The organism is Nocardioides pocheonensis, assembly GCF_003725535.1.
In the GTDB taxonomy this organism is placed as follows: Bacteria; Actinomycetota; Actinomycetes; order Propionibacteriales; family Nocardioidaceae; genus Marmoricola; species Marmoricola pocheonensis.
Genome location: NZ_RJSF01000019.1, coordinates 193,976 through 219,196, shown reverse-complemented (window position 1 = coordinate 219,196; position 25,221 = coordinate 193,976). Strand labels below are relative to the sequence as shown.

The window sequence follows — 25,221 nt, the reverse complement described above, 5'->3', positions numbered from 1 at the left end:
GACTCACGCCGTGCTCCTCGGACTCGCAGCCGCGCTGCTCGCTGCGGCGCTCTTCGGCGTGGTGGCGGTCGTCCAGGCGGCGGTGATCCGGCGGCGCGGGCTGCTCTCGCCGATGATGCTGCTCGTCGTGGGGATCTACCTGGCCGGGTGGTTCCTGCACTACGTCGCGATCGCCCAGCTGCCGCTCTACCTCGCCCAGGTCGGCGTCGGCTCGTCGCTGGTCGTCACCGCGCTGGTGGCGTCGTCGGTGATGGGCGAGCCGCTGAGGCCGCAGCACTGGGTCGCGGTCGTGGCGATGGCTCTCGGGCTCGGCGTCCTCGCCGTGGCCGCCGGGTCCGTGGGCACCTCGGAGTTCAGCACCACCACGACGGTGGTGCTCTACGTCCTGCTGGCAGCGAACGCGCTCCTCGGCTGGCTCGCCTGGCGCTCCCGGAGCAACCTCGGGGCCGTCGCGCTCGGCGTGCTGGCCGGCACGGCGTACGGCGGCTCACCGGTCGCGACCCGGGCGCTCGTGCATCCCGCGCTCGACGCCCACACGATCGCGCCGGCCCTGACGATCGGGTTGTTCGGCGGCCTGGGGTTCCTGCTCTACTCCGCGGCGATGAAGCGGGGTGCGGTCACGGCCGCCACGGCTCCTGTCGTGCTGCTCTCGACCGTGATCCCCGCGGCCGTCGGCCTCGCCGCGTTCGGCGACGACGTCCGGGCCGGCTGGTGGCCCCCGGCCGTGGTGGCCTTCGCGGTCAGCGTGGCGGCGGGAGTGGTGCTCTGCGGCGTGGAGGCGCGGCTCGACCTGCTCGAGGAGCAGGACGCGTAGTCGTCAGAGCCCGGCGATCCGGCCGACGACCCCGAGGAGATTCATCAGCACGAAGACGGCGCCGACCACCGCCCCGACCAGCGCCGGCGTGCTCCCCTGCGGCTCACCGGCAGCGACGGCGCGCCGGCCGAGGAGCCAGGCGGCCACGCACGGGCCGGCGAAGACCAGGATGCCGGTTCCACCCGCCAGCGCGATCGCACCGGCCGGGGCGTCCTCGTCCCCGGAGTCGTACCCCTGCATCGCGAACAGACCCTCGCCGACCACCATCGAGAGGACGAAGCCGACCGGGATGCACCCGACCGCGACCCAGGCCCGGCGCGCGAGCCGGTGGGTCCCCGCAGGCTGCTGCACGTGCGTGCTCATGCTTCGACGCTAGGGCTGCCGGACCGGCGGTGGGCAGGGGCCTAGGTCCTCAGCCGTCGTAGTCGAGGGTCAGCCGCTCGCTCGTCGGCCGGGACTGGCAGGTCAGCACGTAGCCGCGCGCGACCTCGTCGGGCTCGAGCGCCCAGTTCGCGTCCATCGACACGCTGCCCTCCAGGAGGTGGGCCCGGCACGTGCCGCAGACCCCGCCCTTGCAGGCGTACGGCGCGTCGCCGCGCACGCGCAGGAACGCGTCGAGCACGTGCTCGCCGGGCTGCACCGTGAACGCGCTCTGCAGCCCGCCGAGGGTCGCGGTGACGTCGGTCCCTCCGGCCGGGGCCAGTGCTTCGTCCGACCGGGGCGGTGCCTCGGCGTGGAACAGCTCGGTGTGCACGGTGCCCGGGTCGACGCCGTCGGCGACGAGGGCCTCGTGCAGGGTGGTGACGAGGTCGAAGGGCCCGCACAGGAACCACCCGTCGGCCTCGCCGAGCAGCGCGTGGCGGATCTCGCGGAAGCGGTCCGCGTCGAGGCGACCCGAGAGCAACGGGCTCTCCTGGACCTCCCGGGTGAGCACGTGCACGAGCTGGAGGCGTGTGGGGTGCTCGTCCTTGAGGTCGGCGAGCTCGTCGAGGAACATCACGTCGCGCTGGGTGCGGTTGCAGTCCACGACGGTCACCTCCTCGACCGCCGGGTCCTCGAGAGCGACCGCTGCCATGGACAGCACCGGCGTGATGCCGGATCCCGCGGCAACGAACGCGGGGCGCCGCAGCCCGGCGAGAGCGGCACCGAACCGGCCCATCGGGGTCATCACCTCGAGCGTGTCGCCGAGGGCGAGCCCCTCGAGCACCTTCTGGCTGAACATCCCGCCCGGGAGTCGCTTGACGCCGATCCGCAGACCGCGCGAACCCGGTGGGACGCAGAGGGAGTAGGACCGCCGGATGTCGTCGCCGGGCACCCTGATCGCGACGTGCTGTCCGGCGGTGAACGCGTACGCCGGCTGCAGGTCCTCGGGCACCTCGAGGGTGAGGGCCACCGCGTCGTCGGTCAGCGGGTCGACCGCAATGACGCGCAGAGGGTGGAACTCGGGACGGGCCACGGCTCAGTGCTCCTCGTCAGTGGTTCTTGAAGCTGTCGAACGGCTCGCTGCAGGCCCGGCAGACCCAGAGCGCCTTGCAGGCGGTGGAGCCGAAACGGCTCAGCTCCCGCGTGTCCGGCGACCCGCACTGCGGGCAGCGGATGCTGAGCTCGAGCGCGACGGCAGCACGGCTGGTGGTCGAGGTGCCGGCGCCGGCGAGCCTCGAGACCCCCGGTGGCGCGATGCCCGCCTCGGCGAGCTTGGTGCGCCCGGCGTCGGTGAGGTCGTCGGTCGACCACGCCGGGGCGAGCACCGTGAGCACGTCCACCCCGTGGTCCGGCAGCGCGCGGTGGACGGCCTCCTCGATGTCGGCGCGGATCGCGTCCATCGCCGGGCAGCCGGCGTACGTCGGCGTGATCGTCACCTGGACCCGCCCGTCGTGGACCTGGACGTCGCGCAGGATGCCGAGGTCCTCGATCGTGATCATCGGCAGCTCGGGGTCGAGCACGGCGGCCACGCAGACGCGCGCCTCCGCGACCACGCGATCGGCGGTTGCGGCGGTCACCAGCTCGCTCCGGGGTGGGAGCGGGCGAGGTGCTGGAGCTCGGTGAGCAGGTGGCCGAGCGCTTCGGTGTGCCTGCCCTCGCGCCCCGCCGTGACGGCCGGGCGGGGGTCCGGCTCGGCCAGGGTGGCCTCGTCGAGGACCTCGCGGAGGAAGGCAAGCACGGGCTCCTCGAGGCTCGCCGGCGCGACCGCGACCCCGCGCTCGACGAGGGCGGGCGCGAGCCAGCCGCCGTCGAACAGCTCGGAGACCCAGGGCCACTCGGCCTCGAGCGCGGTCTGCGTCCGCCGGTGCGACTCGGGGGTGCCGTCGCCGAGCCGGAGCACCCACTGGCGCGCGTGGTCGCGGTGGTAGGCGACCTCCTTCACCGCCTTGGCGGCGATCGCGGCCAGCGTGGGGTCGACCGAGCGGGCGAGCCGGTCGTAGAGCTCGCGCTGGTACGCCGCCAGCACCAGCAGGCGCACCATCGTGACCGCGAAGTCGCCGTTCTCCCGCTCGACCAGGCAGACGTTGCGGAACGCCCGCTCGTCGCGGAAGTAGGCCAGGTCGTCCTCGGTGCGCGGGGGGTCGGTCAGCGACCCGGCGTACTGGTAGAGCAGGCGGGCCTGGCCGAGCAGGTCGAGCGCGATGTTCCCGATCGCGACGTCCTCCTCGATCTGCGGCGCGCGGGCCACCCACTCGACCAGCCGCTGCGACGCGACGAGCGCGTCGTCGGCGAGCGCCACGGCGTACTCGGCCTCCGTGGCCACGGCCTCACAGGTGGAGCGCATCGGGGACCTCGTAGAACGTCGGGTGCCGGTAGGCCTTGTCGGCCGCCGGGTCGAAGAAGCTGTCCTGCTCGTCCGGGCTGCTGGCCCGTACCTCGGCCGCCGGGACCACCCACAGCGACACGCCCTCCTGGCGCCGGGTGTAGACGTCGCGCGCGTTGCGCAGCGCCATCGCGGCGTCGGAGGCATGGATCGAGCCGACGTGCACGTGTGCCAGACCCCGCCGGGGCCGCACGAAGACCTCCCACAGCTCTCCCCCGGTGGTTGAGCTTGCCGAAACCATCACGCGACCGCCCTCCCCTTCTCCGCCTGCTTGCGCGCGTACGCCGCGGCCGCCTCACGCACCCAGGCGCCGTCCTCGTGCGCCTGCACGCGGTGGCCGAGCCGCTGGGCGTTGCACGGCCCATTGCCCTTGACCACCTCGAACAGCTCGGTGAAGTCGATCTCGCCGTGGCGCCAGGTCTCGGCCTCCTCGTCCCAGCGCAGGTCCGGGTCGGGCAGGGTCAGTCCGAGCGCCTCCGCCTGCGGCACGGTCATGTCGACGAACCGCTGGCGCAGGGTGTCGTTGGAGAACCGCTTGATCCCCCACTCCATCGACTGCGCGCTGTGCGTCGAGGCGTCGTCGGGTGGGCCGAACATCATCAGCGACGGCCACCACCACCGGTCGACGGCGTCCTGGGCCATCGCGTGCTGGGCCTCCGTGCCGTGGCTCAGCGTGTGCAGCAGCTCGAAGCCCTGCCGCTGGTGGAAGGACTCCTCCTTGCAGACCCGGACCATCGCCCGGGCGTAGGGCCCGTAGGAGCACCGGCACAGCGGGACCTGGTTGACGATCGCGGCACCGTCGACGAGCCAGCCGATCGCGCCGATGTCGGCCCAGCTGAGGGTCGGGTAGTTGAAGATCGAGGAGTACTTCTGCCGACCGGCGTGCAGGGCGTCGAGGAGCTCCTCGCGCGAGACGCCCAGGGTCTCCGCGGCGGCGTACAGGTAGAGGCCGTGGCCGGCCTCGTCCTGCACCTTGGCCAGCAGGATCGCCTTGCGGCGCAGGCTCGGCGCCCGGGTCAGCCAGTTGCCCTCCGGCTGCATGCCGATGATCTCGCTGTGCGCGTGCTGGGCGATCTGGCGGACCAGCGTCGCGCGGTAGGCATCGGGCATGTCGTCGCGCGGCTCGACCCGCTCGTTGGCGGCGATCAGCTCCTCGAACGTGCTCACGACGAGGAGCCTAACCCACGAGTGTTACAGATCACACGGTGCGCGACGGTGCAGGTGTAATGCCCGGGTGGTGGCCTCCGCTCGATCGGGCGGCTGGGAGACTGGCGCCGTGGAGGACCTGCTCGAGCGCGTACGCCGCCTCGGCCGCGACCGGCGCGTGCTGCTCGGGATCTGCGGCGCGCCGGGAGCCGGGAAGTCGACGTTCACCCACCGGCTCGCCGACGCCCTCGGTCCCGCAGCGATCGTGGTGCCCATGGACGGCTTCCACCTCCACGACGACGAGCTGCGCCGCCTCGGGCGCCTGGAGCGCAAGGGCGCCCCCGACACGTTCGACGTCGACGGCTACCTGGCCCTGCTGGCCCGGCTCCGCGCCGATGCCGGGGCGGTGTACGCGCCGGCGTTCGACCGCGACCGCGAGCTCTCCCTGGCCGGCGCCATCGCGGTGCTGCCCGAGCACCGCTGGGTGCTCACCGAGGGCAACTACGTCCTGCTGGACACCCCGGGATGGAGCGGCGTACGCGACCTGCTCGACGAGTGCTGGTTCCTCACCGGTGACGACCAGGAACGGCGGCGGCGCCTCGAGCTCCGGCACGTGCTCCACGGCCGCACGCCCGACGCCGCTCGGGCGTGGGTCGAGCGCACGGACGAGCCGAACGCTCGTCTGGTCGCCGGCACGGCGGCCCGGGCCGACCTCGTCGTCGACCTCGCGGACCTGCCTGCTTGGATGGCTCCGTGACCGGACCGGCGAGCGCGGACGTCTCCTGCAGGGTGGCGTGGGGCGACGACGCACCCGCGATCGCCGCCGTCCAGGTGCGGGCCTGGCGCGCGTCGTACGCCGGGATCCTGCCGCCCGACCTGCTCGACTCGATGTCGGTCGACGAGCTTGCCGAGCACTGGCGCACCTCCCTGACCCGGCCGCCGGACGCCCGCAACCGCGTGCTGGTGGCCCTCGAGCGCAACCTGGTCACCGGCTTCGCCCTCACCGGGCCGGCCGCCGACCCCGACTGCGACCCCCTGGCGGACGGCGAGGTCACCGACCTCACGGTCGACCCGCACAAGCGGGGCCAGGGCCACGGGTCGCGCCTGGTCCAGGCCGTCGTGGACACGCTCCGGGCCGACCGGTTCACGCGCGCGGTCACGTGGCTCGCCGCCCAGGACGACGCGGCCCGTTCCTTCCTCACCGAGGCGGGCTGGGCGCCCGACGGCGCGCACCGGACCCTCGACCTCACCGGTGACGGCACCGTGCAGGTCAAGCAGGTCCGCCTGCACACCGCACTCGGCTGAGGCTCCGGGACGACGACGAGGGCCCGCCCCTCCGGACGGACCCTCGTCTCCTGGCCTGGGGAGAGGTCAGGCCACGTTCACGGCGCTCCACGCCGCGGCACCCGCGTTGTACTGGGTGCTGCCCGCGCCGTACAGGTCCTTCGCGGCGTTGAGCGTCGCCGTGCGCGCACCCGAGTAATTCGTGCTCGACGTCATGTACACGGTCAGCGCGCGGTACCAGATCCGTGCCGCCGCGTCGCGACCGATCCCGGTGACCGACGAGCCGTTGCACGTCGGGCTGTTGTAGGACACACCGTTCAGCGTCTTCGCACCCGATCCCTCGGAGAGCAGGTAGAAGAAGTGGTTGCCCACGCCCGAGGAGTAGTGCACGTCGAGGTTCTTCGTCGTCGAGCTCCAGCAGTTCACCGAGCTGCCGTCGGAGGCGGGGTTGTCCATCCGCCGGAAGCCGAGGTGCTTCTTGAGGTCGAACTGCTCACCGATCAGGTAGTCGCCCGGGTCGCTGGGGTTGTTGGCGAAGAACTCGACCATCGTCCCGAAGATGTCCGAGGTGGCCTCGTTGAGGCCGCCGGACTCTCCGCTGTAGCTGAGCCCCGCGGTGTTCTCCGTGACGCCGTGGGACATCTCGTGGCCGGCCACGTCGAGCGAGGTGAGCGGTCCGTAGTTGGTGCCGTCACCGTCGCCGTAGGTCATCTTGGTGCCGTCCCAGAAGGCGTTGACGTAGTTCGAGCCGTAGTGCACCCGGTTGTAGGAGCCGGTGCCGTTGCCGAAGATGCCGTTGCGGCCGAACGTGGTCTTGTAGAAGTCCCAGGTCATGTTCGTGCCGTACTGCGCGTCGACCGCGGCGGACTCACGCGAGCTGGTCGAGCCGTTGCCGAAGCTGTTGTCCGGGCTGGTGAACAGCGTGCCCGCCTTGCAGCCCCAGCCGAGCAGCTGGCACAGCGAGCTGTCCGAGGCGTTGCCCATGTCGGTCGTGTAGGTGTTGCCGCGCGTCGGGTCCTTCAGCTGGTACGTCGTGCCCGACAGCGTGAGCTGCAGCGGCACCGTGCCGCTGTAGAGCGACTGGCCGGAGCCGTCGGCGGTCTCGATCTGCTGCTCGGCCCGGAGCACGGCGCCCGTGCGGGCGTCGACGTACGACGCCAGCCGGCTGGGCGTGCCGTCGGCCTGCGTCCCGTCGCTGATCACGCGCCAGGCCAGCCGGGGCTGCGCACCGGTCGCGTCGACGACCAGGGTCGCCGAACGCGCCTGCTCGCCGGAGATCCTGCTCGTGACTGCGCTCGGAGCGACCGCCGCTGCCTCGGCCGCGGCCCGGCTCACCGTCGGCACCGTGCTCAGCGCGATCCGCTGGCGGAGGGTCTGGCTCACGCCCTTCCAGGCCTGCCCGCGCGTCTGGTGCACGACGAGGTCTCCCCCGACGACCTGCAGCCCGCGATACGTGCGGTCCAGGCGGACGTGGGACGTGCCGTTGGCGTCGACGACGGTGCCCACGGCGCGCAGCTTCTGGTCCGCGCCGAACCGCGTCGCGGCGACGTGTGCACGCGCGGCTGCGAGCGCGGTGGCGACGATCGAGTCGTGGTCACCGGAGACCGATCCGGCCGCCGGTCCGGCGGGGGCCAGACCGGAGAGTGCGGTGACTGCGGCGGCCGTACCGGCCAGGGCAGCGAGACGAGCACGGGTGCGCATGCTGGTTCCTTCCGAGCGGTGAGCGAGACCTGGGAGGGGTCCTCGGGGACACCCTCGCGCCCTTCACCACCCGAGGGGAAGACGCAAAACGTGCGCTGCACGAAGGTGCAGAAACAGACGTTTCGCCCACCCGGGTCCCGTCGGGGAGCTCCGCGTCAGTCGAGGTCGAGGAACGGCTCGAGGCCGACGGTGAGCCCCGGGGTCTGCGCGATCCGGCGGAGACCGAGCAGCACGCCGGGAGTGAACGAGGCACGGTCGAGCGAGTCGTGCCGGATCGTGAGCGTCTCCCCGATGCCGCCGAGCACCACCTCCTGGTGGGCCACGAGCCCGCGGATCCGCAGGCCGTGGATGTGGATGCCCTCCACCTCCGCGCCGCGCGCCCCCTCGAGTCCGGTGCTGGTGGCGTCCGGCGGGGCGCCGAGGCCGGCCTCGCGTCGCGCCGCGGCGATCATCTCGGCCGTCCGCCGGGCTGTGCCCGAGGGGGCGTCCGCCTTGGTCGGGTGGTGCAGCTCGACGATCTCCACCGACTCGAAGAACCGGGCCGCCTCGGTGGCGAACCGCATCATCAGGATCGCGCCGATCGAGAAGTTCGGGGCGACCAGGACACCGGTCCGCGGGCTGTTGCCCAGCCAGGTGCGCAGCTGGTCGAGCCGTCCCTCGTCGAAGCCGGTGGTGCCGACGACCGCGTGGATGCCGTGGTCGATGCAGAACTCCAGGTTGTCCATCACCACGTCGGGGTGGGTGAAGTCGACGACCGCCTCGGCACCGCTCGTGACCAGGGCGTCGATGTCGTCGTCCTGGTCGACGGCAGCGACCAGGACCATGTCGTCCGCCGCGTCGACGGCCTCGCAGACGACCTGGCCGACCTTGCCCTTGGCGCCGAGGACGCCGACCTTGAGCTCACTCACGCCGTGCAGCGTAGTGCGTGCGGGTGCGGCGGGTGACGCCTGCTGGATCAGATCCCACCCGCTGAGGACGCCGTGGCCCACTACGATCCTCAGGTGCCGATCGACTCGAGCGAGGAACGCCGCCGCATCGAGAACAAGTACGCGCCCGCCGGACCGCGTGACCTCATCGTCATCGCTGTGGTCGCCGGAGCAGTCCTCCTCGCGAGCGTGTTCCGGGACGTCGACGGGTGGGTCTTCCTGGGGATGCTCACTGCGTTCGCCGGTTGGGAGATCACGAAGCTCCGGCTCAGGCGGAACGCCCGCGACTTCTCAAGGCGCTGACCGCCGCGGCTGCCGTGATCGCGTCGTGATGACCAGGCGGAGCACGCCGCTCGCGCCGCAGCCCAGGACGACTGCGCGCCCGGGTGGCGAGGATGTTGCCTAGCTGCCGTTCGGTCCGACGATCGCCAGCGTCTCGGGCCGGCTGAAGAGCTCGGCGGCGAGCTCGTTGACCTCGTCCAGGGTGATGCCGTCGAGCCGGGCCAGCACCTCGTCGAGCGAGAGCAGGCGCTCCTGGAAGAGCTCGACCTCGCCGAGCCGGGTCATCCGTGAGCCGGTGTCCTCGAGGCTGAGCACCAGGCCGCCGCGCATCTGGCCGCGGCCACGGTCGAGCTCCTCCTGCGTGAGCCCAGAGTCGACCACGCGGGCGAGCTCGCCGCGGATCACCTCGAGCACCTCGGTGGACTTGCTGGGCAGCGACCCGACGGAGACGCCGACCATGCCGGCGTCGGAGTAGCTGGTCGCGAAGGAGTAGACCGAGTACGCCAGGCCGCGGTGCTCGCGCACCTCCTGGAAGAGGCGTGAGGAGGAGCCGCCCCCGAACGCAGCGTTCAGCACCCCGAGGGCGTAGCGACGCTGGTCGGAGCGGGTCATGCCGCGCATGCCGAGCACCTGGCTGACCTGCTCGAACGCGCGGCCGGTGCGCACGTCGCCCGGCTTCGTCGCGCGCGGGCGGGCGGCCAGCCGCGGCGGCAGCGGGCGGGCGTCGACGTCGGCGAGGAAGTCGCGCCGGGAGAAAGCCTTCTTGACGAGGCGTACGACGGCCGCGTGGTCGACGTTGCCGGCGACGGCGACGGTCATGGCCGGGGCGACGTACCGCGAGCGGTAGTAGCGGTTGATCTGGCTGCGCGTGAGGGCCTGGATCGACTCGGTGGTGCCGGCGATCGGACGGGCGAGCGGCGTGCCGTGCCAGGCCTGGGCGGCGAAGAGGTTGTGCACGACGTCGTCCGGGTCGTCGTCGTGCATGGCGATCTCGTCGAGGATCACCTCGCGCTCGGCCTCGACGTCCTCCGGGGCGATCAGCGACGAGGTCGTCATGTCACCGAGGACATCGACCGCCATCGGCAGGTCCTCGTCGAGGACCCGCGCGTGGTAGCAGGTGTACTCCCGGGCCGTGTAGGCGTTGAACTCGCCACCCACGGAGTCCAGCGCCGAGGAGATGTCCATCGCCGAGCGGGTGTCGGTGCCCTTGAAGAGCAGGTGCTCGAGGAAGTGCGACGCCCCGTTGAGCGCCGGGCTCTCGTCGCGCGAGCCGACGCCCACGAACACGCCGATCGCCGCAGAGCGGACGCCCGGGACGTGCTCGGTCACGACCCGCAGCCCTCCCCGAAGGACCGTCCTGCGGACGCCTTCGATGAGGGTGCGGGTCGTGCCGGGCTTCTGCTCGGCGGCGAGCGTCACTCTGCGGACGACTCGGCTGGCTCGGCGGCGTCGTCCGCCGCGGTTTCGGGGGCCTCCGAGCCGGAGTCCTCGACGACGGGAACCAGCGACAGCTTGCCCCGGTCGTCGATCTCGCCGATCTGCACCTGGATCTTCTGGCCGACCGAGACGACGTCCTCGACGTTGTCGACCCGCTTGCCGCCGGCGAGCGCCCGCAGCTTGCTGATGTGCAGCAGGCCGTCCTTGCCCGGCATCAGGGAGACGAACGCACCGAAGTTGGTCGTCTTGACGACCGTGCCCAGGTAGCGCTCGCCGACCTCCGGCATCGTCGGGTTGGCGATCTGGTTGACCGCCTGGCGGGCCGCCTCGGCCGCCTCGCCGTTGGTCGCACCGATGTAGATCGTGCCGTCGTCCTCGATGGACAGCTTGGCGCCGGTGTCGTCCTGGATCTGGTTGATCACCTTGCCCTTGGGCCCGATCACCTCGCCGATCTTGTCGATCGGGATCTTCACGGTGATGATCCGCGGCGCGTGCAGCGACATCTCCTCGGGAGCGTCGATCGCCTCCGCCATCACGTCCAGGATCGCCAGGCGCGCGTCGCGAGCCTGGGTCAGGGCGCCGGCCAGCACGTCGGCGGGGATGCCGTCGAGCTTGGTGTCCAGCTGGAGCGCGGTGACGAACTCACGCGTGCCGGCGACCTTGAAGTCCATGTCGCCGAACGCGTCCTCGGCGCCGAGGATGTCGGTGAGTGCGACGTACCGGGTCTCGCCGTCGACCTGGTCGGAGACCAGGCCCATCGCGATGCCGGCGACGGGCGCACGCAGCGGCACGCCGGCCTGGAGCAGCGACAGCGTCGACGCGCAGACCGAGCCCATCGAGGTCGAGCCGTTGGACCCCATCGCCTCGGAGAGCTGGCGGATGGCGTACGGGAACTCCTCGCGGGTCGGGAGCACCGGCAGGAGCGCCCGGCGAGCGAGCGCGCCGTGACCGACCTCGCGCCGCTTCGGCGAGCCGACCCGACCGGTCTCACCGGTGGAGAACGGCGGGAAGACGTACTTGTGCATGTAGCGCCGCGACGTCTCCGGCGAGAGCGTGTCGAGCTTCTGCTCCATGGTGAGCATGTCCAGCGTGGTGACGCCCAGGATCTGGGTCTCGCCGCGCTCGAACAGCGCCGAGCCGTGCACCCGCGGGAGCACGCCGACCTCGGCCGACAGCGTGCGGATGTCGGTCAGGCCACGGCCGTCGATGCGGACCTTGTCGCGGAGCACCCGCTGGCGGACCAGCGCCTTGTTCAGCGAGCGGAACGCCGCGCCGATCTCCTTCTCGCGGCCCTCGAACTGGCCGCCGACCTTCTCCAGGAGACCGGCCTTGATCTCGTCGAGCCGGTCCTCGCGCTCGTGCTTGCCGGCGATGGTGAGCGCCTGAGCGGTCTCGTCCTTCACCGCGGCCTCGACGGCGGCGTACACGTCGTCCTCGTAGTCGAGGAAGATCGGGAACTCCTGGACCGGCTTCGCGGCCTGCTTGGCCAGCTCGACCTGCGCCTCGCAGAGCTGCTTGATGAACGGCTTCGCCGCCTCCAGGCCGCTCGCGACGACCTCTTCGGTCGGCGCCTGCTTGCCGGACTGCACGAGGTTCCAGGTCTGCTCGGTGGCCTCGGCCTCGACCATCATGATCGCGACGTCACCGGTCTCGGTGACCCGCCCGGCGACGACCATGTCGAACACGGCCTCCTCGAGCTGGCTGTGGCTGGGGAACGCCACCCACTGGCCGTCGATCAGCGCGACCCGCGTGCCGCCGACCGGGCCGCTGAACGGCAGGCCGGAGAGCTGGGTCGACGCCGACGCGGCGTTGATCGCGAGCACGTCGTACGGCGCGTCCGGGTTGAGCGCGAGGACGGTGATGACGACCTGGACCTCGTTGCGCAGGCCCTTCTTGAAGGTCGGGCGCAGCGGGCGGTCGATCAGCCGGCAGGTGAGGATCGCGTCCTCGCCCGGGCGACCCTCGCTGCGGAAGAACGAGCCGGGGATGCGGCCCGCGGCGTACATCCGCTCCTCGACGTCGATCGTGAGCGGGAAGAAGTCGAACTGGTCCTTGGGCTGCTTGCCGGCGGTGGTCGCCGAGAGCAGCATCGTGTCGTCGTCGAGGTAGGCGGTCACCGAACCGGCGGCCTGGCGGGCGAGGAGCCCGGTCTCGAACTTGACGGTGCGGGTGCCGAACTTGCCGTTGTCCAGAACGGTCTCGACGGCGGAAACGACGGGTCCCTCAGTCAAAGGGTTTCCCTTTCTCTTCGCGGAGCGAGCCGCGAGCCCGTGCTGGGCGCCTGCCCTGCTGGGGGCCGGTCTTCGATCGAGGCCCACGGTGCTCGTACGAGGTCCGGGGGCCACTACCAAAGGCCGGCATTCGCGGGCCGCTCCTGTGGGTGGTGGTTCTCTTCAGTTGTGCGGTGAACGTAGCGAGGCGGCCCACCCGGGGGCGAGCCGCCACGCAAGAGTCATCGACGCAGGCCGAGGCGCTGCACGATCGAGCGGTACCGCTCGATGTCGGTCTTCTCGAGGTAGTTGAGGAGCCGACGACGCTGGCCGACGAGGAGCAGCAGGCCACGACGGCTGTGGTGGTCGTGCTTGTGCTCCTTGAGGTGCTCGGTCAGGTGGGAGATGCGGTGCGACAGCAGCGCGATCTGCACCTCCGGGGAGCCGGTGTCGCCCTCGACGGTGGCGTACTCGGCGATGATCTTCTTCTTGGTCTCCGCGTCGGTACCGATGGACACGTGGACTCCCTTCTTCACTTCGCTGCGCGGCGCGCCGGGGCACATCCACCCGGGCACTCTTGATCCGCGGCCGATCGACGGCAACGCTCAAGGTTATCAGCGGGGATCGCTGAGCAGAAATCAGCCGATCAGCAGCCGATGTCCTTCGGCTGGACCAGCACACCAGGGTCGAACGACGCGGGCTCCGGCCTGGCCTTGCTCGGCTCGATGCCCGGCAGCGACACCGTGGGCACGCTCAGGAACGGGAACTGCCCGACGGTCGGCTTCAGGTCCTGCGCGAAGGCCGCCGGGTCACGCTCGCGAGACGCCTGCACGCGGCTCGGGACGGGGTAGACGTTGGTGACCTGGGTGGCGCCGTTGCTCCACGGGTAGTAGACCCGGCTCGTCTCCGTCGGCTGCCCGTCCGGTCCGTACACGCACTCCGGCTGGGAGACGACGTCGAGCGGCTTGCCGATCTGGTTGAACAGCTGGACACCGACCAGCGGGTGGCCCTGGGCGTCGTACGGGTAGATCTGGCTGACCCACTTGCCGTCGGCGTACAGGCCCTTCTTGGGGCTGGCGTACTGGGCCTGCGCGTCGGCATAGCCGTTCTGGTAGGCGCGGCCATAGGTACTCGCGTCGCTCGAGGCTGGGTGCGCGCGCCCGACCAGCATCGGCGTGAGGACGACCGCGCAGACGTTCAACCCGGCGATCAAGAGGCGCGCCGTCGCGGCCCGCCGGCTCGCGGGCCACAGGTGCCCGCGCCCGAGCTGGACACTGAGGAGGACGGCCAGGACGAGCACCGGAGCGCCGAATCCACGCAGGTGCGGGACCAGCTGGCCGGAGATGTGGGCCTGATGGGCGTGGACCGCGACGTCGAGGAGCTGCACCGCGAGCCAGGCCCGGAACACCCACCACACGGGCCGCAGTGCGACCGCGATCTCCCACGGACGGCCAGGCACCGTCGCCGTCGCCGCCAGCCAGCGCTGACGGACGGTGTCGAGCATTCCGTTGATCCGCTCCCCCAGGGGCCGGCGTGCGGCAGCGCCCGCCACCTGCGGCTCCAGGCCGGCCGCCGTGCGCAGCTCCCGGGCGTAGTCGACCGGGTCGCCGAGCGCTCCCCTGCCCCGCTCGGCGACCAGGTCGGTGAGGTCGGCCTCGAGGCCGTCGAGGATCTCGCGCTGCTCCTCGGGATCCAGGTCGGCGAGCTGGGCACGGACGGCGGTCAGGAACTCCTGGACCTCCGGGGCGACGGTCGGAGCGTCGGTGGTGTTCATGCGGTGACTGCCTCTCGGTGCTGGAGGATCCCGGTGACGGTGTCGGAGAAGAGCGCCCAGGCGTCGCGCTGCTGCTTGAGCTGCGCCCGACCGGTCGGGGTGATGCCGTAGTACTTGCGGTGCGGGCCGGACTCCGACGGGACGACGTAGGAGGTCAGGGCCCCGGCGGAGTAGAGCCGGCGCAGGGTGCCGTACACCGATGCGTCCCCCACCTCGGTCAGGCCGCCGTCGCGGAGCCGGCGGACGATGTCGTAGCCGTAGCCGTCCTCGCCGTCGACCACCGCCAGCACGGCGAGATCGAGCACGCCCTTGAGCAGCTGCGTGGTGTCCATGCGGTGCACAGTACTACGGAATGCGGAGTACTACGCGTCGCGCAGCGGCGTGTCGGATACTCACCCCACGTCGAGGATGTTCGTGAGCTCCTCGGCGAAGCGCCCGGGGTTGACCAGCAGCCAACTGTGGCTGCCGTCGATGGTGCGGACGGCCCGCTTGCCGAGGGCGGCGCGCATCGACTCCAGCCCCGCCTGCGGGAGCACCGTGTCGTGACGCCCCCAGAGGATCGTGACCGGCATCCGCCGCTTCCGCAGCTCCCTCAGCTCCGCCCCGAGGTCCGCGTCGCGCGCCAGCCGGCCCACCTGCCAGAGCGACCGCGGCTGCCGCAGCACGTTCGGCAGCGCGTCGGCGACGATCACCGGGGCGATCCGGGTCAGCTGGCGGAGCGAGAAGGTGTCGGCCTGCAGGTGCAGACCCCAGTCCCACAGCGGTCGGTCGCGCATGTGTCGCTCACGGCCTTGCCGGTCGGTCCACACCGAGCCGCCGATCGAGTTCACCAGCACCAGCTGGCTGACCCGGCCGACCACGTCGTGGGCGAGCTGGATGGCAACGCCGCCACCGAACGAGTGGCCGATGAGGACGACGGGCTCGGTCACCTCGACCGCGGTGAGGAACCGGTCGACCCAGCGCGCGTAGCCGCCGAGGCTGAACTCCTCCGCCGGGAGATCCGCCGTGCCGCCGAAGCCAGGCATCGACGGGGCGTAGACGCTCATCCCCAGGCGCGCCAGACCGCCGAGGGCGTGTCGGTAGCTGCGGTGGTTGAGGCCCCACCCGTGCAGGAACACGACCGGCCGCCCCTCCCCGCGGGTCGCGGCGAAGGCCACCTCGCGCCCGTCGACCTCCACGTGCCGCCAGTCGAGGCGGTGGTCGTGCCCGGTCACGTCGGTCATGGCAGGTCCCTCCGTCGGAGCGCCCGAGCGGCCTTCTCCTTCCACTCTCCGGCAGGGGCTGCGCCCGGGGATGGGCCGTCGTACCGGTGATGGGATGACTTTCGGCCCCGGCGCCCGCGGTGACAGGATCGGCGGATGGACCCGACCACGACCCGCACGCTCGGCGTGTGCAACCTCTGCGAGGCGATCTGCGGCCTCGAGCTGACCATCGAGCACCGAGCCGAGGGTGACCGCGTGACCGGCATCCGGGGCAACCCGTCCGATCCGCTGTCGCGCGGGCACATCTGCCCCAAGGGCGTGGCGCTGGCCGACATCCACAGTGATCCGGACCGGCTGCGGGCGCCGGTCAAGAAGGTGGACGGCGAGTGGGTCGAGACCACGTGGGACGACGCGCTCGACCTGGTGGCGGAGAACGTCGCCCGCGTGATCAACACCCACGGCAAGGACGCCCTCGGCATCTACCTGGGCAATCCGAACGCGCACTCCCTCGGCTCCGCGACGCACGGCGTCCGGCTGGTCAAGGCGTTCCGCACCCGCAACCGGTTCAGCGCCTCGTCGGTCGACCAGATCCCGCACCAGTTCGTCGCCTCCCTGATGTTCGGCCACCAGCTGATGATCCCGATCACCGACATCGACCGCACGTCCTACTTCCTGGTCTTCGGGGCCAACCCGATGGCCTCGAACGGGTCGTTGATGACCGTGCCCGACTTCCCGAACCGCGTCCGCGAGCTGAGGCGCCGCGGCGGCCGGATGGTGGTCTTCGACCCGCGCCGCACCGAGACCGCCAAGATCGCCGACGAGCACTTCTTCGTCCGTCCCGGCACCGACGCGGTGGTCCTGCTGGCGATGCTGCACGTCCTCTTCGCCGAGGGGCTGACCCGCCCGGCGGCGTACGTCGACAACGTCGAGCGCGTGCGCGAGCTGGTCGCCGACTTCACCCCTGAGTGCGCCGAGACCCTCAGCGGGGTCGCGGCCGAGGACATCCGGCGGATCACGCGCGAGTACGCCGCGGCCGACGGGGCGGCGGCGTACGGCCGGATCGGGCTCTCGACCCAGGGCTTCGGCTCCGTCTGCCAGTGGGCCCTGAACTGCCTGAACATCCTCTCCGGCAACCTCGACCGGGAGGGCGGCATGCTCTTCACCGAGCCGGCCGTCGACTTCGTCGAGCGGGGCCTGATCGGGCGCGGGCACTTCGACAAGTACCGCAGCCGGGTCCGCAACGCCCCCGAGTACGGCGGCGAGCTGCCGGTGAGCGTGTTCGCCGAGGAGATCGAGACGCCGGGCGAGGGCCAGATCCGCGCGGTGCTGACCATCGCAGGCAACCCGGTGCTCTCCACGCCCGACGGCAGGCGACTGGGCGAGGCCTTCGACAAGCTCGACTTCATGGCCGCCGTGGACATCTACCTCAACGAGACCACGCGGCACGCCGACGTGATCCTGCCGCCCACGACCGCGCTCGAGCGGGACCACTACGACATCGTGTTCCACGGGCTGGCGGTCCGGAACACCGCGCGGTTCACGCCGGCGGTGCTGCCCAAGCCCCGCGGCGCTCGCCACGACTGGGAGATCTTCCGCGACCTGGTGCTGCGCATCCAGGCGCGCCTGGACCGCAAGCCGCCGCTGGCCGCCCGGCTGCGCGAGCGGCTGACGCTGTCGCTGAGCCCGACGTTCCTGATCGGGATGCTGCTGCGCACCGGCGGTCGCACCACGATCAGCGAGCTGCGCAAGCACCCCGAGGGCGTCGACCTCGGCCCGCTGCGTCCGACGCTGCCGGAGCGCCTGATGACCAGGGACAAGCGGATCGACCTGGCACCGGCCGTGCTCACCGACGACCTCACCCGCCTGCGCGCCGAGATGACCGAGCTCGACGGTGCCGACGGCCTGGTCCTGATCGGTCGGCGGCACCAGAAGGACTGCAACTCCTGGATGCACAACACCGAGCGGCTGACCAAGGGGCGCGCCCGCCACCAGCTGCTCATGCACCCGGACGACCTGGCGGCGCGGGGTCTCACCGACGGCGCGCTGGTGGAGGTCACGTCCCGCGTGGGGTCGGTCGCCGTCGAGGTCGCTGCGGCCGACGACATGATGCGCGGGGTGGTCTCACTCCCCCACGGCTTCGGCCACCAGGTCGACGGCACCCGCCTCGAGCACGCCACGAAGGTCACGGGGGTCTCGATCAACGACCTCACCGACCCGGAGCGGCTCGACCTGTCGGGCAACGCCGCGCTCAGCGGGGTGCCGGTGACGGTGGCCGCGCTCTGAGGTCAGGCGTGGGCGTCGCGCAGCACCCTGAGGCCATGGGCGAACCCCGCCGACCGTGAGCCGAGCGCGGCGAAGAAGTCCTCGTCGCACTGCTCGACGGCGACCACGGCCCGGCGGACGAGCGCGACCCCGTCATCGGTGATCCGCAACGCGACGGCGCGCCCGTCCGCCGGGTGCGGCTCGCGGAGCAACCAGCCACGCGACTCCAGCACGCGGACGACCTGGGAGGTCATCATCGGGTCGGTCGCCGCCTGGTCGGCCAGGGCGCGCTGGCTGACCGGGTCGTCGGGCCGCTCGGCGTCCGAGAGCCAGGCCAGGGAGGCCAGCAGGACGAACTGCACGTGGGTGAGCCCGAAGGGCTTGAGCACCGCGCGTTGCGCGGCCTGCCACCGGTTGGTCACCTGCCAGAGCAGCAGGCCGGCGCTCTCGTCCGCGCCGTGCCGCGAGCCGAGCCGGCTCATCGGCCGATGTCGGAGGGTCCCACCCGGTCCGCGCGGTCGGCGCTCTCCACGCGCTGGACCAGGCGCTCCAGGTCGGGCTGCATCGACGCGCGGACACCCTTGCCGAGGATCAGCCGCCAGACCGGTGCCAGCGGCCCCTCCAGGGTCGCCTCGACAGCGACGGTCGTGAGCCCGTCGACCACCGACACCAGGTGCCGGAAGGTCAGGCGAGCGCCGAGCAACGTGGAGACGTCGGTGAACTCCTCGCCGTCGACCAGCCGCGCGACGACGAACCGCACCTTGGGCCCGCCCTTCGGCTTGAGCTCGCCGGTGGCGCCCTCGACGAAGGGTCCGTCGAGACGGACCCACTCGGTGTCGAGGTTCCACTCCGGCCAGCCGGCCATGTCGGCCCACTCGGCGAAGAAGGCTGAAGGCGCGGCGGACGAGGTGACGGTTGCGGTGGCGATCGTGGTCATGGATTTAGTATGCGCGCTTACTATTTGGGTGTCAAGCGGGCCCGTGTCACCCCGCCGGTGCGCGTCGACCGCGCCCGCCCCTCAGCGCAGCGCGACCAGCAGCGCGAGCGAGCCGATCTCGACGAGCTCGGCGGTGGCGCCCATCACGTCCCCGGTGACGCCACCGAGGCGGCGGCTCGCCGACCGTCCGGCGAGCGGGACCACCACGGCCGTGACCAGCAGCACGGCCCAGGCATCGACCCCGACACAGGCGACCGCCACGACCGCGCCGACGACGACAGCCACCACGGCGCGCGCCCGGCTGGGATGGGCGGACAGCGCCTCGCCCGCCCCGGGCCGGGTCTGGGCGTACGGCAACGCAGCCGCGAGAAGAGGCCCGCCCGCCCGACCGATGCCACCCGCCGCCGCGGCGACGAGCAGCGCGTCGGAGGTGCCGGCGAGCGCGGCCAGCGCGCTCACCCGCACGAGCAGGTCCAGCAGCAGCGCGGTGCCACCGTAGGTGCCGATCGTGTGGTCGCGCATGATCCGCAGCCGGTCCTCGGGCGTGCGGCCCCCGTAGCTGTCGGCGCAGTCGGCCAGGCCGTCGAGGTGGAGAGCCCCGGTGACGGCGGCACCGGCGGCGACGCCGATCACGGCGGCGAGCAGCGGGGGCACGTGGTCGCCCAGGGCCCACACCAGTCCGCCGCTGAGTGCACCGATGCCGGCGCCGACGACGGGGAACAGCACCGAGCCGCGCGCGACGTCCGCGCCGTCGAGGGCGACCCGGCGCGCGACCGGCACCACGGTGAGGAAGCTGACCGCGGCCGCCAGCGCACGGACCGCCTTGGTCGGAGCGTTCACACCAGGCCGAGCAGGCTGCGGGTGCGGTCGACGTCGTCGCGGATCGTGGCCACGAGGGCGTCGACGCCGTCGAAGGTCACCATGCCGCGGATCCGGCCCACGAACGCGACCTCGACGCGGCGGCCGTAGAGGTCGAGATCGGTGCGGTCCAGCACGTAGGCCTCGACCCGGCGGTCACGCACGCCGGCGAAGGTCGGGTTCGTGCCGATCGAGATCGCGGTCGGCATCGGCTCACCGGGCTCGAAGTCGGGGGCGTCCGCGTCGGCGAGGACACGCAGCCAGCCGGCGTACACGCCGTCGGCGGGGACCGCGAGGGCGCCGACCGGCACGTTCGCGGTGGGGAACCCGAGCTCGCGCCCGCGCTTGTCCCCCTCGACGACCACGCCGGTGACCGAGTACGGACGGCCGAGCGCCTCCGCCGCGCCCTCCACGTCACCCGCGGTCAGGCACGTCCGCACGTACGTCGAGGACCACACCTGCGGGCCGCCGTCCAGGGCGATCCCGTCGACGACGAAGTCCCCGGCCGCGCCGGCCCGCTCCAGGGTGGCGACGTCGCCGGCAGCACGGTTCCCGAAGCGGAAGTTCGCCCCGACCACGACGTGCCGGGCGTGCAGGCCGTCGACGAGGATCCGCTCGATGAACTCCTCCGGGGTCCAGGCCGCGATCTCGCGGGAGAACCGGATCACGAACACGTCGTCGGCGCCCGCCTCGGTCAGCAGGCGTGCGCGCGAGTCGAGGTCGGTGAGGGTGACCGGCGCATGGTCGGGTCGGAGCACGGCCATGGGGTGCGGGTCGAACGTCACCGCCACGACGCGCAGGCCGTCGGCGTCCGCGATCTCGCGCGCGGTGCGCACCACGTGCTGGTGCCCGAGGTGCACGCCGTCGAAGTTCCCGATGACCACCGCGGTCCGACCGAGGTCGGCCGGGATCTCGTCGAGGGAATGCCACACGCGCACGCGCTGAGACTACTGTCCGAGGGTCCGGGCCTCGACGACGGCATCGAGGTTGATCGGGCCGTAGAGGTGCGGGAACGTCTCCTCGCTCCCGGGCACCTCCTCCTCCCGGACCTCGGCGTGCAGCCGGTCCGGGTCGATCGCGAGCAGCACGAGGGGCTCGGTCACGTCGGCGTAGAACCGCTCGCGCACGCCGCGCCACTGTTCCTCCCGCGACGCGTGGATGAAGCCCTCCTCGGCGAGGGTGCGGCCGAGCGTCGACACGGCGTACTCGCCGGCGACCTGCGCCTCGGCCCAGTCACGGGCCAGCGCGAGGTGGTAGATCCGGGCGCTCACACGAACACCGCGACTGCGCGCGCCAGATCGCCGTCCTGCTGGTAGAGCGCGAGGAACTCCCCGTCGGGCGCGAACACGGCATGCGGGCGGTCGTCGCCGAGAGACAGCGCCAGCTTGCGCCCGAACCGGACGTCGTGCGCCTGCTCGTCGTCGAGGTCGACGGACGGGAAGGCCGCCCGGGCCGCGTCGGCGATCGGGATGACGTGCACGTGATCGAGGTCGGTGGTGGCGCCGGCCAGCGTGAACGGCCCGACCGCCGTGCGCCGCAGCGCGGTCAGGTGCCCGCCGACGCCCAGCGCCGCCCCGAGGTCGCGCGCGATCGCGCGGATGTAGGTGCCGCTCGAGCAGGAGACGCGAAGGTCGACGTCCAGGAAGTCGCCGACGCGCCGGACGGCGTCCACCTCGATCGCGTGCACCGTCACGGGCCGCGCGGCCAGCTCGACCGCCTCGCCGCTGCGCACCCTCGCGTAGGCGCGCTTGCCGTCGACCTTGATCGCCGAGACCGCGGACGGCACCTGCTGGATCTCCCCCTCGAAGGCCCGCAGGCTCGCGCGCACGTCCTCCTCGGCGAGGTCGGCGGTCGGCGCCGTGGCGACCGCCTCGCCCTCGGCGTCGTCGGTCGTGGTGGCCGCACCGAGGCGCACGGTGGCGTCGTAGGCCTTCTCCGTGAGCATCAGGTGGCCGAGCAGCCGGGTCGCCCGGTCGACGCCCAGCACCAGCACGCCGGTCGCCATCGGGTCGAGGGTGCCGGCATGGCCGACCTTGCGGGTCCCGGCGGCACGGCGCACGCGGGCGACCACGTCGTGCGAGGTCATCCCGGCCGGCTTGTCGACGACGACGAGGCCGGGGTCGGTCACGCGTCCTCGTCCGCCTCGTCGGCGTCCTCGGCCCGCGGCTTCTTGTACGGGTCGGGCTCGCCGGCGTACGCCGCGCTGCTCGCCGACGCGGCGACCGCGGCATCGGCCTGACGCGCCTGCTCGAGGAGGTCGTCGATGTGGCGGGCGCTCTCGGGGAGCGCGTCGTGGATGAACTCCAGGTTCGGCACGTGCCGCATGCCGAGCTGCTTGCCGACCTCGGAGCGGATCAGCCCCTTGGCCGACTCCAGCGCCGCCGCGGTGCCGGCCAGGTCCATGCCGCTCTGCTCGTTGTCGAGGGCGAGGACGGTGTAGAAGATCGACGCCTGCTGGGTGTCACCCGACACGCGCACGTCGGTGACCGTGACGAAGCCGAGCCGCGGGTCCTTGACCCGCCGCTCCAGCATCTCGGCGACGATCACCTTGATCCGGTCCGCGATCTTGCGGACCCGTGGGCTGGCCATGGGTTGTTCTCTCTGGTCTGAGCGGGTGGGTGTCCGGCGGGCCCGCGTGTCACCACGGGGCCCGCCGGATCACGACTGGACTAGCTCCGCGGGATCTCCCGCATCTCGAAGGCCTCGACGATGTCGCCCTCCTTGATGTCGTTGAAGCCCTTGATCACCAGACCGCACTCGAAGCCCTCGCGGACCTCGGACGCGTCGTCCTTCTCGCGCTTCAGCGACGCCAGGTCGGCGCTCTCGACGACCACGGCACCGTCGCGGATGACCCGCACCTTGGCGTTGCGGCGGATCACCCCGCTGGTGACCATGCACCCGGCGATGTTGCCGATCTTGGAGGACCGGAAGATCGCCCGGATCTCGGCCTGGCCCAGGGTCTGCTCCTCGTACTCGGGCTTGAGCATGCCCTTCAGTGCCGCCTCGATCTCCTCGATGGCCTGGTAGATCACCGAGTAGTAGCGGATCTCGACGCCCTCGCGCTCCGCCAGCTCCGTCGCCTTGCCCTGCGGGCGGACGTTGAAGCCGATGATGATCGCGTCGGACGCGGCCGCCAGGTCGACGTTGGTCTCGGTGATCGCACCGACACCGCGGTCGATCACGCGCAGCGACACCTCGTCGCCGACGTCGATCTTGGCCAGCGAGTCCTCGAGCGCCTCGACCGAACCGGACACGTCGCCCTTCAGGATCAGGTTGAGCTCCTGGCTCTCGCCCTTCTCCATCGAGGCCATGAAGTCCTCCAGGCTGCGGCGCACGCGACGCTTCGCCTGCATCGCGGCCCGCTCGCGCGCCTCGCGCTTCTCCGCGATCTGGCGAGCCATCCGGTCGTCCTCGACCACGATGAAGTTCTGACCCGCACCCGGTACGCCGGACAGGCCGAGCACCATCGCCGGACGGGACGGCTCGGCGACCTCGAGGTTCTCGCCGTACTCGTCGAGCATGGCGCGGACGCGGCCGTGCGCCGGACCCGCCACGATCGAGTCGCCGACGCGCAAGGTGCCGCGCTGGACGAGGATCGTCGCCACCGGACCGCGACCGCGGTCCAGGTGCGCCTCGACCACGAGGCCCTGGGCGTCCTGGTCGGGGTTGGCCCGCAGGTCCAGTGACGCGTCCGCGGTGAGCACGATCGCCTCGAGCAGCTTGTCGAGGTTGAGGTTCGCCTTCGCCGAGACGTCGACGAACATCGCGTCGCCGCCGTACTCCTCGGGGACGAGGCCGTACTCGGTGAGCTGGCCGCGCACCTTCGTGGGGTCGGCCTCGGGCTTGTCGATCTTGTTGACCGCGACCACGATCGGCACGCCGGCCGCCTTGGCGTGGTTGAGCGCCTCGACGGTCTGCGGCATCACGCCGTCGTCCGCCGCGACCACCAGCACCGCGATGTCCGAGGACTTCGAGCCACGGGCTCGCATGGCGGTGAACGCCTCGTGGCCCGGGGTGTCGATGAAGGTGATCCTGCGATCGGTCCCGTCGACCTCGGTGTGCACCTGGTAGGCGCCGATGTGCTGGGTGATGCCGCCGGCCTCCTCGCCGACGACGTTCGCGTTGCGCAGCGCGTCGAGGAGCTTGGTCTTTCCGTGGTCGACGTGACCCATGACCGTGACGACCGGCGGGCGCGCGACCAGATCGGCGTCCGCGCCCTCGTCGGCACCGAACTCCAGGTCGAAGGACTCCAGCAGCTCGCGGTCCTCGTCCTCCGGGGAGACGACCTCGACGACGTAGTTGAGCTCCTCGCCGAGCAGCTCCAGCGTCGCGTCGTTGACCGACTCGGTCGCGGTGACCATCTCGCCCAGGTGGAACAGCATCTGGACCAGTGCGGCCGGCTCGACGCCGATCTTCTCGGCGAAGTCGGTCAGGGACGCACCGCGGGCGAGCCGGACGGTCTCACCGTTGCCCTTGCGGACCCGGATGCCGCCGATCGTCGGGGCCTCCATCTGCTCGAACTCCTGGCGACGCGCCCGCTTGGACTTGCGCCCACGCCGGGACGGGCCACCGGGGCGACCGAAGGCACCCTGCGTGCTGCCGCGCTGGCCGGGGCGACCGCCACCGGGGCGACCACCGGGACCACCCGGACCACCACCCGGTCCACCGCCGGGACCGCCGAAGCCGCCACGGCCCGGAGCGCCGGCACCCGCGCCGGCGCCGGGGCGACCCGCGCCGGGACCACCCGGACGACCACCCGGACCACCGGGCCCGCGGCCACCGGGACCACCGGGACCACCGGGACCACCCGGACGCGGACGGCCACCAGGACCACCACCGAAGGCGGCAGGCGACTTCGGCATCATCGCGGGGTTCGGCCGGGGCATGCCGGGACGACCCGGAGGCGCCGTGGGCGCAGCCCCTTCACGGGCGGCCGGAGCGGCCGGCCGACGACCCATGCCCTGGGTCGAGGAGAACGGGTTGTTGCCCGGACGCGGTGCACCCGGGCGAGCGCCCGGACGCGGGGCAGCCGGAGCGGCCGGAGCCGGGGACGACGACTCGGGGGCGGCGGCAGGAGGCTCCTCGGCCGGCGGCTCCGGCGCGACCTCCTCGTCGACCTCGGGCTTCGCGACGCGCGGGCCCGGCTTCGGGGCCGTCCGCGCGGCCGGAGCATCGGTCTCGGTGGGCGCCTCGGCGGCCGGGGCCTCGACGGGCACCTCGGCCGGCGCCGGCTCCGCGGCCGGCTCGGGCTCGGCCGTCTTCGCGGCCGCCTTCTTCGCCGGGGCCTTCTTGGCGGCCTTCTTCGCCGCCGCGGCCTCGGCCTTGGCGCGGAGCTCCGCGCCGTAGGTCTGCTCGAACCGCATCTTCACCGGCGGTTCCACCGCGGACGACGCGGCCTTGACGAACTCACCCATCTCGGTGAGCTTCTCGAGGACCTCCTTGGAGGTGACCCCGTACTCCCTGGCGAGTTCAGAGACTCGGACCCTTGCCACAAACACTCCTCATGGTTGGTCCGAGCGGTGCTGCGGACCGTTAGTTGATGTGCACGCTCATCGCGAAGTTCTCATCGCAGGCTCATGAGC

Annotated in this window: 27 protein-coding genes; 5 read left to right on the top strand and 22 right to left on the bottom strand. The window is 72.1% G+C overall.

From position 1 onward, the window contains the following. Nucleotides 1-10 precede the first annotated feature (10 nt). Nucleotides 11-814 carry a hypothetical protein gene (locus tag EFL26_RS06905; RefSeq protein WP_123222146.1) on the top strand — a complete coding sequence of 268 codons (804 nt, stop codon included), beginning with the start codon at nucleotides 11-13 and terminating at the stop codon, nucleotides 812-814. 3 nt (nucleotides 815-817) lie between these two features. Here EFL26_RS06905 and EFL26_RS06900 read toward each other — a convergent pair whose 3' ends face one another. From EFL26_RS06900 to paaA, 6 genes are read right to left on the bottom strand one after another with little or no spacing between them, the layout of a single operon-like run. After that, entirely contained in the window at nucleotides 818-1,177 is a 360-nt protein-coding gene (locus EFL26_RS06900) for a hypothetical protein (RefSeq protein ID WP_123222145.1), read from the bottom strand. Nucleotides 1,178-1,226: 49 nt separating this feature from the next. Beyond that, on the bottom strand, nucleotides 1,227-2,270 hold the full coding sequence (locus tag EFL26_RS06895) for a 2Fe-2S iron-sulfur cluster-binding protein (RefSeq protein ID WP_123222144.1): 1,044 nt from the start codon (nucleotides 2,268-2,270) through the stop codon (nucleotides 1,227-1,229). 16 nt (nucleotides 2,271-2,286) lie between these two features. Next, nucleotides 2,287-2,814: a 1,2-phenylacetyl-CoA epoxidase subunit PaaD gene (gene paaD / locus EFL26_RS24495; protein ID WP_246000057.1), complete on the bottom strand. Its 528-nt coding sequence runs from the start codon at nucleotides 2,812-2,814 to the stop codon at nucleotides 2,287-2,289. Next, nucleotides 2,811-3,581, bottom strand: a complete 771-nt coding sequence (paaC, locus tag EFL26_RS24490) for a 1,2-phenylacetyl-CoA epoxidase subunit PaaC (RefSeq protein ID WP_221176861.1) — start codon at nucleotides 3,579-3,581, stop codon at nucleotides 2,811-2,813. Before paaC ends, paaD begins: the two co-directional genes overlap by 4 nt. Next, nucleotides 3,565-3,861, bottom strand: coding sequence for a 1,2-phenylacetyl-CoA epoxidase subunit PaaB (gene paaB / locus EFL26_RS06885; protein ID WP_123222143.1), 297 nt, complete (start codon nucleotides 3,859-3,861; stop codon nucleotides 3,565-3,567). The genes paaC and paaB overlap by 17 nt, the downstream gene beginning before the upstream one ends. Beyond that, nucleotides 3,861-4,787: a 1,2-phenylacetyl-CoA epoxidase subunit PaaA gene (gene paaA, locus EFL26_RS06880; RefSeq protein WP_123222142.1), complete on the bottom strand. Its 927-nt coding sequence runs from the start codon at nucleotides 4,785-4,787 to the stop codon at nucleotides 3,861-3,863. Before paaA ends, paaB begins: the two co-directional genes overlap by 1 nt. A 109-nt stretch (nucleotides 4,788-4,896) precedes the next feature. Here paaA and EFL26_RS06875 point away from each other — a divergent pair, with 109 nt between their 5' ends. Together EFL26_RS06875 and EFL26_RS06870 are read left to right on the top strand one after the other, a co-directional pair. Next, nucleotides 4,897-5,523 (top strand): nucleoside/nucleotide kinase family protein, encoded by a 627-nt coding sequence (locus EFL26_RS06875; RefSeq protein ID WP_246000056.1) that lies wholly within the window; start codon nucleotides 4,897-4,899, stop codon nucleotides 5,521-5,523. Next, nucleotides 5,520-6,071, top strand: a complete 552-nt coding sequence (locus EFL26_RS06870) for a GNAT family N-acetyltransferase (RefSeq protein ID WP_123222140.1) — start codon at nucleotides 5,520-5,522, stop codon at nucleotides 6,069-6,071. Before EFL26_RS06875 ends, EFL26_RS06870 begins: the two co-directional genes overlap by 4 nt. Nucleotides 6,072-6,137: 66 nt before the next feature. Here the strand turns inward: EFL26_RS06870 and EFL26_RS06865 are convergent, their stop codons facing one another. Together EFL26_RS06865 and dapB are read right to left on the bottom strand one after the other, a co-directional pair. Then, complete coding sequence (locus EFL26_RS06865; protein ID WP_123222139.1) at nucleotides 6,138-7,751, bottom strand: M4 family metallopeptidase; 1,614 nt, start codon at nucleotides 7,749-7,751, stop codon at nucleotides 6,138-6,140. A 155-nt stretch (nucleotides 7,752-7,906) separates the two neighbouring features. After that, entirely contained in the window at nucleotides 7,907-8,659 is a 753-nt protein-coding gene (gene dapB / locus EFL26_RS06860; RefSeq protein ID WP_123222429.1) for a 4-hydroxy-tetrahydrodipicolinate reductase, read from the bottom strand. A 93-nt stretch (nucleotides 8,660-8,752) separates the two neighbouring features. Here dapB and EFL26_RS06855 point away from each other — a divergent pair, with 93 nt between their 5' ends. Next, on the top strand, nucleotides 8,753-8,980 hold the full coding sequence (locus EFL26_RS06855) for a hypothetical protein (protein ID WP_148046653.1): 228 nt from the start codon (nucleotides 8,753-8,755) through the stop codon (nucleotides 8,978-8,980). 99 nt (nucleotides 8,981-9,079) lie between these two features. Here EFL26_RS06855 and EFL26_RS06850 read toward each other — a convergent pair whose 3' ends face one another. The 6 genes from EFL26_RS06850 to EFL26_RS06825 form a co-directional block, all read right to left on the bottom strand. Continuing rightward, entirely contained in the window at nucleotides 9,080-10,288 is a 1,209-nt protein-coding gene (locus EFL26_RS06850; RefSeq protein WP_246000055.1) for a M16 family metallopeptidase, read from the bottom strand. An 86-nt stretch (nucleotides 10,289-10,374) separates the two neighbouring features. Beyond that, nucleotides 10,375-12,627: a polyribonucleotide nucleotidyltransferase gene (locus EFL26_RS06845; protein ID WP_123222136.1), complete on the bottom strand. Its 2,253-nt coding sequence runs from the start codon at nucleotides 12,625-12,627 to the stop codon at nucleotides 10,375-10,377. A 221-nt stretch (nucleotides 12,628-12,848) separates the two neighbouring features. Then, nucleotides 12,849-13,124, bottom strand: coding sequence for a 30S ribosomal protein S15 (gene rpsO, locus EFL26_RS06840; protein WP_123222428.1), 276 nt, complete (start codon nucleotides 13,122-13,124; stop codon nucleotides 12,849-12,851). A gap of 128 nt (nucleotides 13,125-13,252) precedes the next feature. Continuing rightward, entirely contained in the window at nucleotides 13,253-14,380 is a 1,128-nt protein-coding gene (locus tag EFL26_RS06835; RefSeq protein ID WP_123222135.1) for an HAAS signaling domain-containing protein, read from the bottom strand. Further along, nucleotides 14,377-14,712, bottom strand: a complete 336-nt coding sequence (locus EFL26_RS06830; RefSeq protein ID WP_123222134.1) for a PadR family transcriptional regulator — start codon at nucleotides 14,710-14,712, stop codon at nucleotides 14,377-14,379. Before EFL26_RS06830 ends, EFL26_RS06835 begins: the two co-directional genes overlap by 4 nt. A gap of 60 nt (nucleotides 14,713-14,772) precedes the next feature. Next, nucleotides 14,773-15,603 (bottom strand): alpha/beta fold hydrolase, encoded by an 831-nt coding sequence (locus EFL26_RS06825; RefSeq protein WP_123222133.1) that lies wholly within the window; start codon nucleotides 15,601-15,603, stop codon nucleotides 14,773-14,775. Nucleotides 15,604-15,738: 135 nt separating this feature from the next. Between EFL26_RS06825 and EFL26_RS06820 the strand changes: the two genes are divergently transcribed. Next, on the top strand, nucleotides 15,739-17,865 hold the full coding sequence (locus EFL26_RS06820) for a molybdopterin-dependent oxidoreductase (protein WP_123222132.1): 2,127 nt from the start codon (nucleotides 15,739-15,741) through the stop codon (nucleotides 17,863-17,865). A gap of 2 nt (nucleotides 17,866-17,867) precedes the next feature. Here the strand turns inward: EFL26_RS06820 and EFL26_RS06815 are convergent, their stop codons facing one another. From EFL26_RS06815 to infB, 8 genes are all read right to left on the bottom strand, one after another. After that, entirely contained in the window at nucleotides 17,868-18,326 is a 459-nt protein-coding gene (locus tag EFL26_RS06815; protein ID WP_123222131.1) for a MarR family winged helix-turn-helix transcriptional regulator, read from the bottom strand. After that, on the bottom strand, nucleotides 18,323-18,781 hold the full coding sequence (locus EFL26_RS06810; protein ID WP_123222130.1) for an SRPBCC family protein: 459 nt from the start codon (nucleotides 18,779-18,781) through the stop codon (nucleotides 18,323-18,325). Before EFL26_RS06810 ends, EFL26_RS06815 begins: the two co-directional genes overlap by 4 nt. An 81-nt stretch (nucleotides 18,782-18,862) precedes the next feature. Then, nucleotides 18,863-19,621 carry an adenosylcobinamide-GDP ribazoletransferase gene (cobS, locus tag EFL26_RS06805; protein ID WP_123222129.1) on the bottom strand — a complete coding sequence of 253 codons (759 nt, stop codon included), beginning with the start codon at nucleotides 19,619-19,621 and terminating at the stop codon, nucleotides 18,863-18,865. Continuing rightward, nucleotides 19,618-20,577: a bifunctional riboflavin kinase/FAD synthetase gene (locus tag EFL26_RS06800; RefSeq protein ID WP_123222128.1), complete on the bottom strand. Its 960-nt coding sequence runs from the start codon at nucleotides 20,575-20,577 to the stop codon at nucleotides 19,618-19,620. The genes cobS and EFL26_RS06800 overlap by 4 nt, the downstream gene beginning before the upstream one ends. A 9-nt stretch (nucleotides 20,578-20,586) precedes the next feature. Next, nucleotides 20,587-20,910, bottom strand: coding sequence for a DUF952 domain-containing protein (locus EFL26_RS06795; RefSeq protein ID WP_123222127.1), 324 nt, complete (start codon nucleotides 20,908-20,910; stop codon nucleotides 20,587-20,589). Continuing rightward, nucleotides 20,907-21,767, bottom strand: coding sequence for a tRNA pseudouridine(55) synthase TruB (gene truB / locus EFL26_RS06790; RefSeq protein WP_123222126.1), 861 nt, complete (start codon nucleotides 21,765-21,767; stop codon nucleotides 20,907-20,909). Before truB ends, EFL26_RS06795 begins: the two co-directional genes overlap by 4 nt. Next, entirely contained in the window at nucleotides 21,764-22,228 is a 465-nt protein-coding gene (gene rbfA / locus EFL26_RS06785) for a 30S ribosome-binding factor RbfA (RefSeq protein ID WP_123222125.1), read from the bottom strand. Before rbfA ends, truB begins: the two co-directional genes overlap by 4 nt. A gap of 80 nt (nucleotides 22,229-22,308) precedes the next feature. Then, the gene (infB, locus tag EFL26_RS06780) at nucleotides 22,309-25,131 is read right to left on the bottom strand and encodes a translation initiation factor IF-2 (RefSeq protein WP_123222124.1); all 2,823 of its coding nucleotides are present in this window, start codon (nucleotides 25,129-25,131) and stop codon (nucleotides 22,309-22,311) included. Between the last annotated feature and the right edge of the window lie 90 nt (nucleotides 25,132-25,221).

Coding starts and splice junctions, on each gene's coding strand:
- EFL26_RS06900 (WP_123222145.1), bottom strand. CDS start 1,177: ATGAGCACGCACGTGCAGCAGCCTGCGGGGACCCACCGGCTCGCGCGC.
- paaC (WP_221176861.1), bottom strand. CDS start 3,581: ATGCGCTCCACCTGTGAGGCCGTGGCCACGGAGGCCGAGTACGCCGTG.
- paaB (WP_123222143.1), bottom strand. CDS start 3,861: ATGGTTTCGGCAAGCTCAACCACCGGGGGAGAGCTGTGGGAGGTCTTC.
- EFL26_RS06865 (WP_123222139.1), bottom strand. CDS start 7,751: ATGCGCACCCGTGCTCGTCTCGCTGCCCTGGCCGGTACGGCCGCCGCA.
- EFL26_RS06835 (WP_123222135.1), bottom strand. CDS start 14,380: ATGAACACCACCGACGCTCCGACCGTCGCCCCGGAGGTCCAGGAGTTC.
- EFL26_RS06830 (WP_123222134.1), bottom strand. CDS start 14,712: ATGGACACCACGCAGCTGCTCAAGGGCGTGCTCGATCTCGCCGTGCTG.
- EFL26_RS06825 (WP_123222133.1), bottom strand. CDS start 15,603: ATGACCGACGTGACCGGGCACGACCACCGCCTCGACTGGCGGCACGTG.
- EFL26_RS06820 (WP_123222132.1), top strand. CDS start 15,739: ATGGACCCGACCACGACCCGCACGCTCGGCGTGTGCAACCTCTGCGAG.
- EFL26_RS06815 (WP_123222131.1), bottom strand. CDS start 18,326: ATGAGCCGGCTCGGCTCGCGGCACGGCGCGGACGAGAGCGCCGGCCTG.
- EFL26_RS06810 (WP_123222130.1), bottom strand. CDS start 18,781: ATGACCACGATCGCCACCGCAACCGTCACCTCGTCCGCCGCGCCTTCA.
- rbfA (WP_123222125.1), bottom strand. CDS start 22,228: ATGGCCAGCCCACGGGTCCGCAAGATCGCGGACCGGATCAAGGTGATC.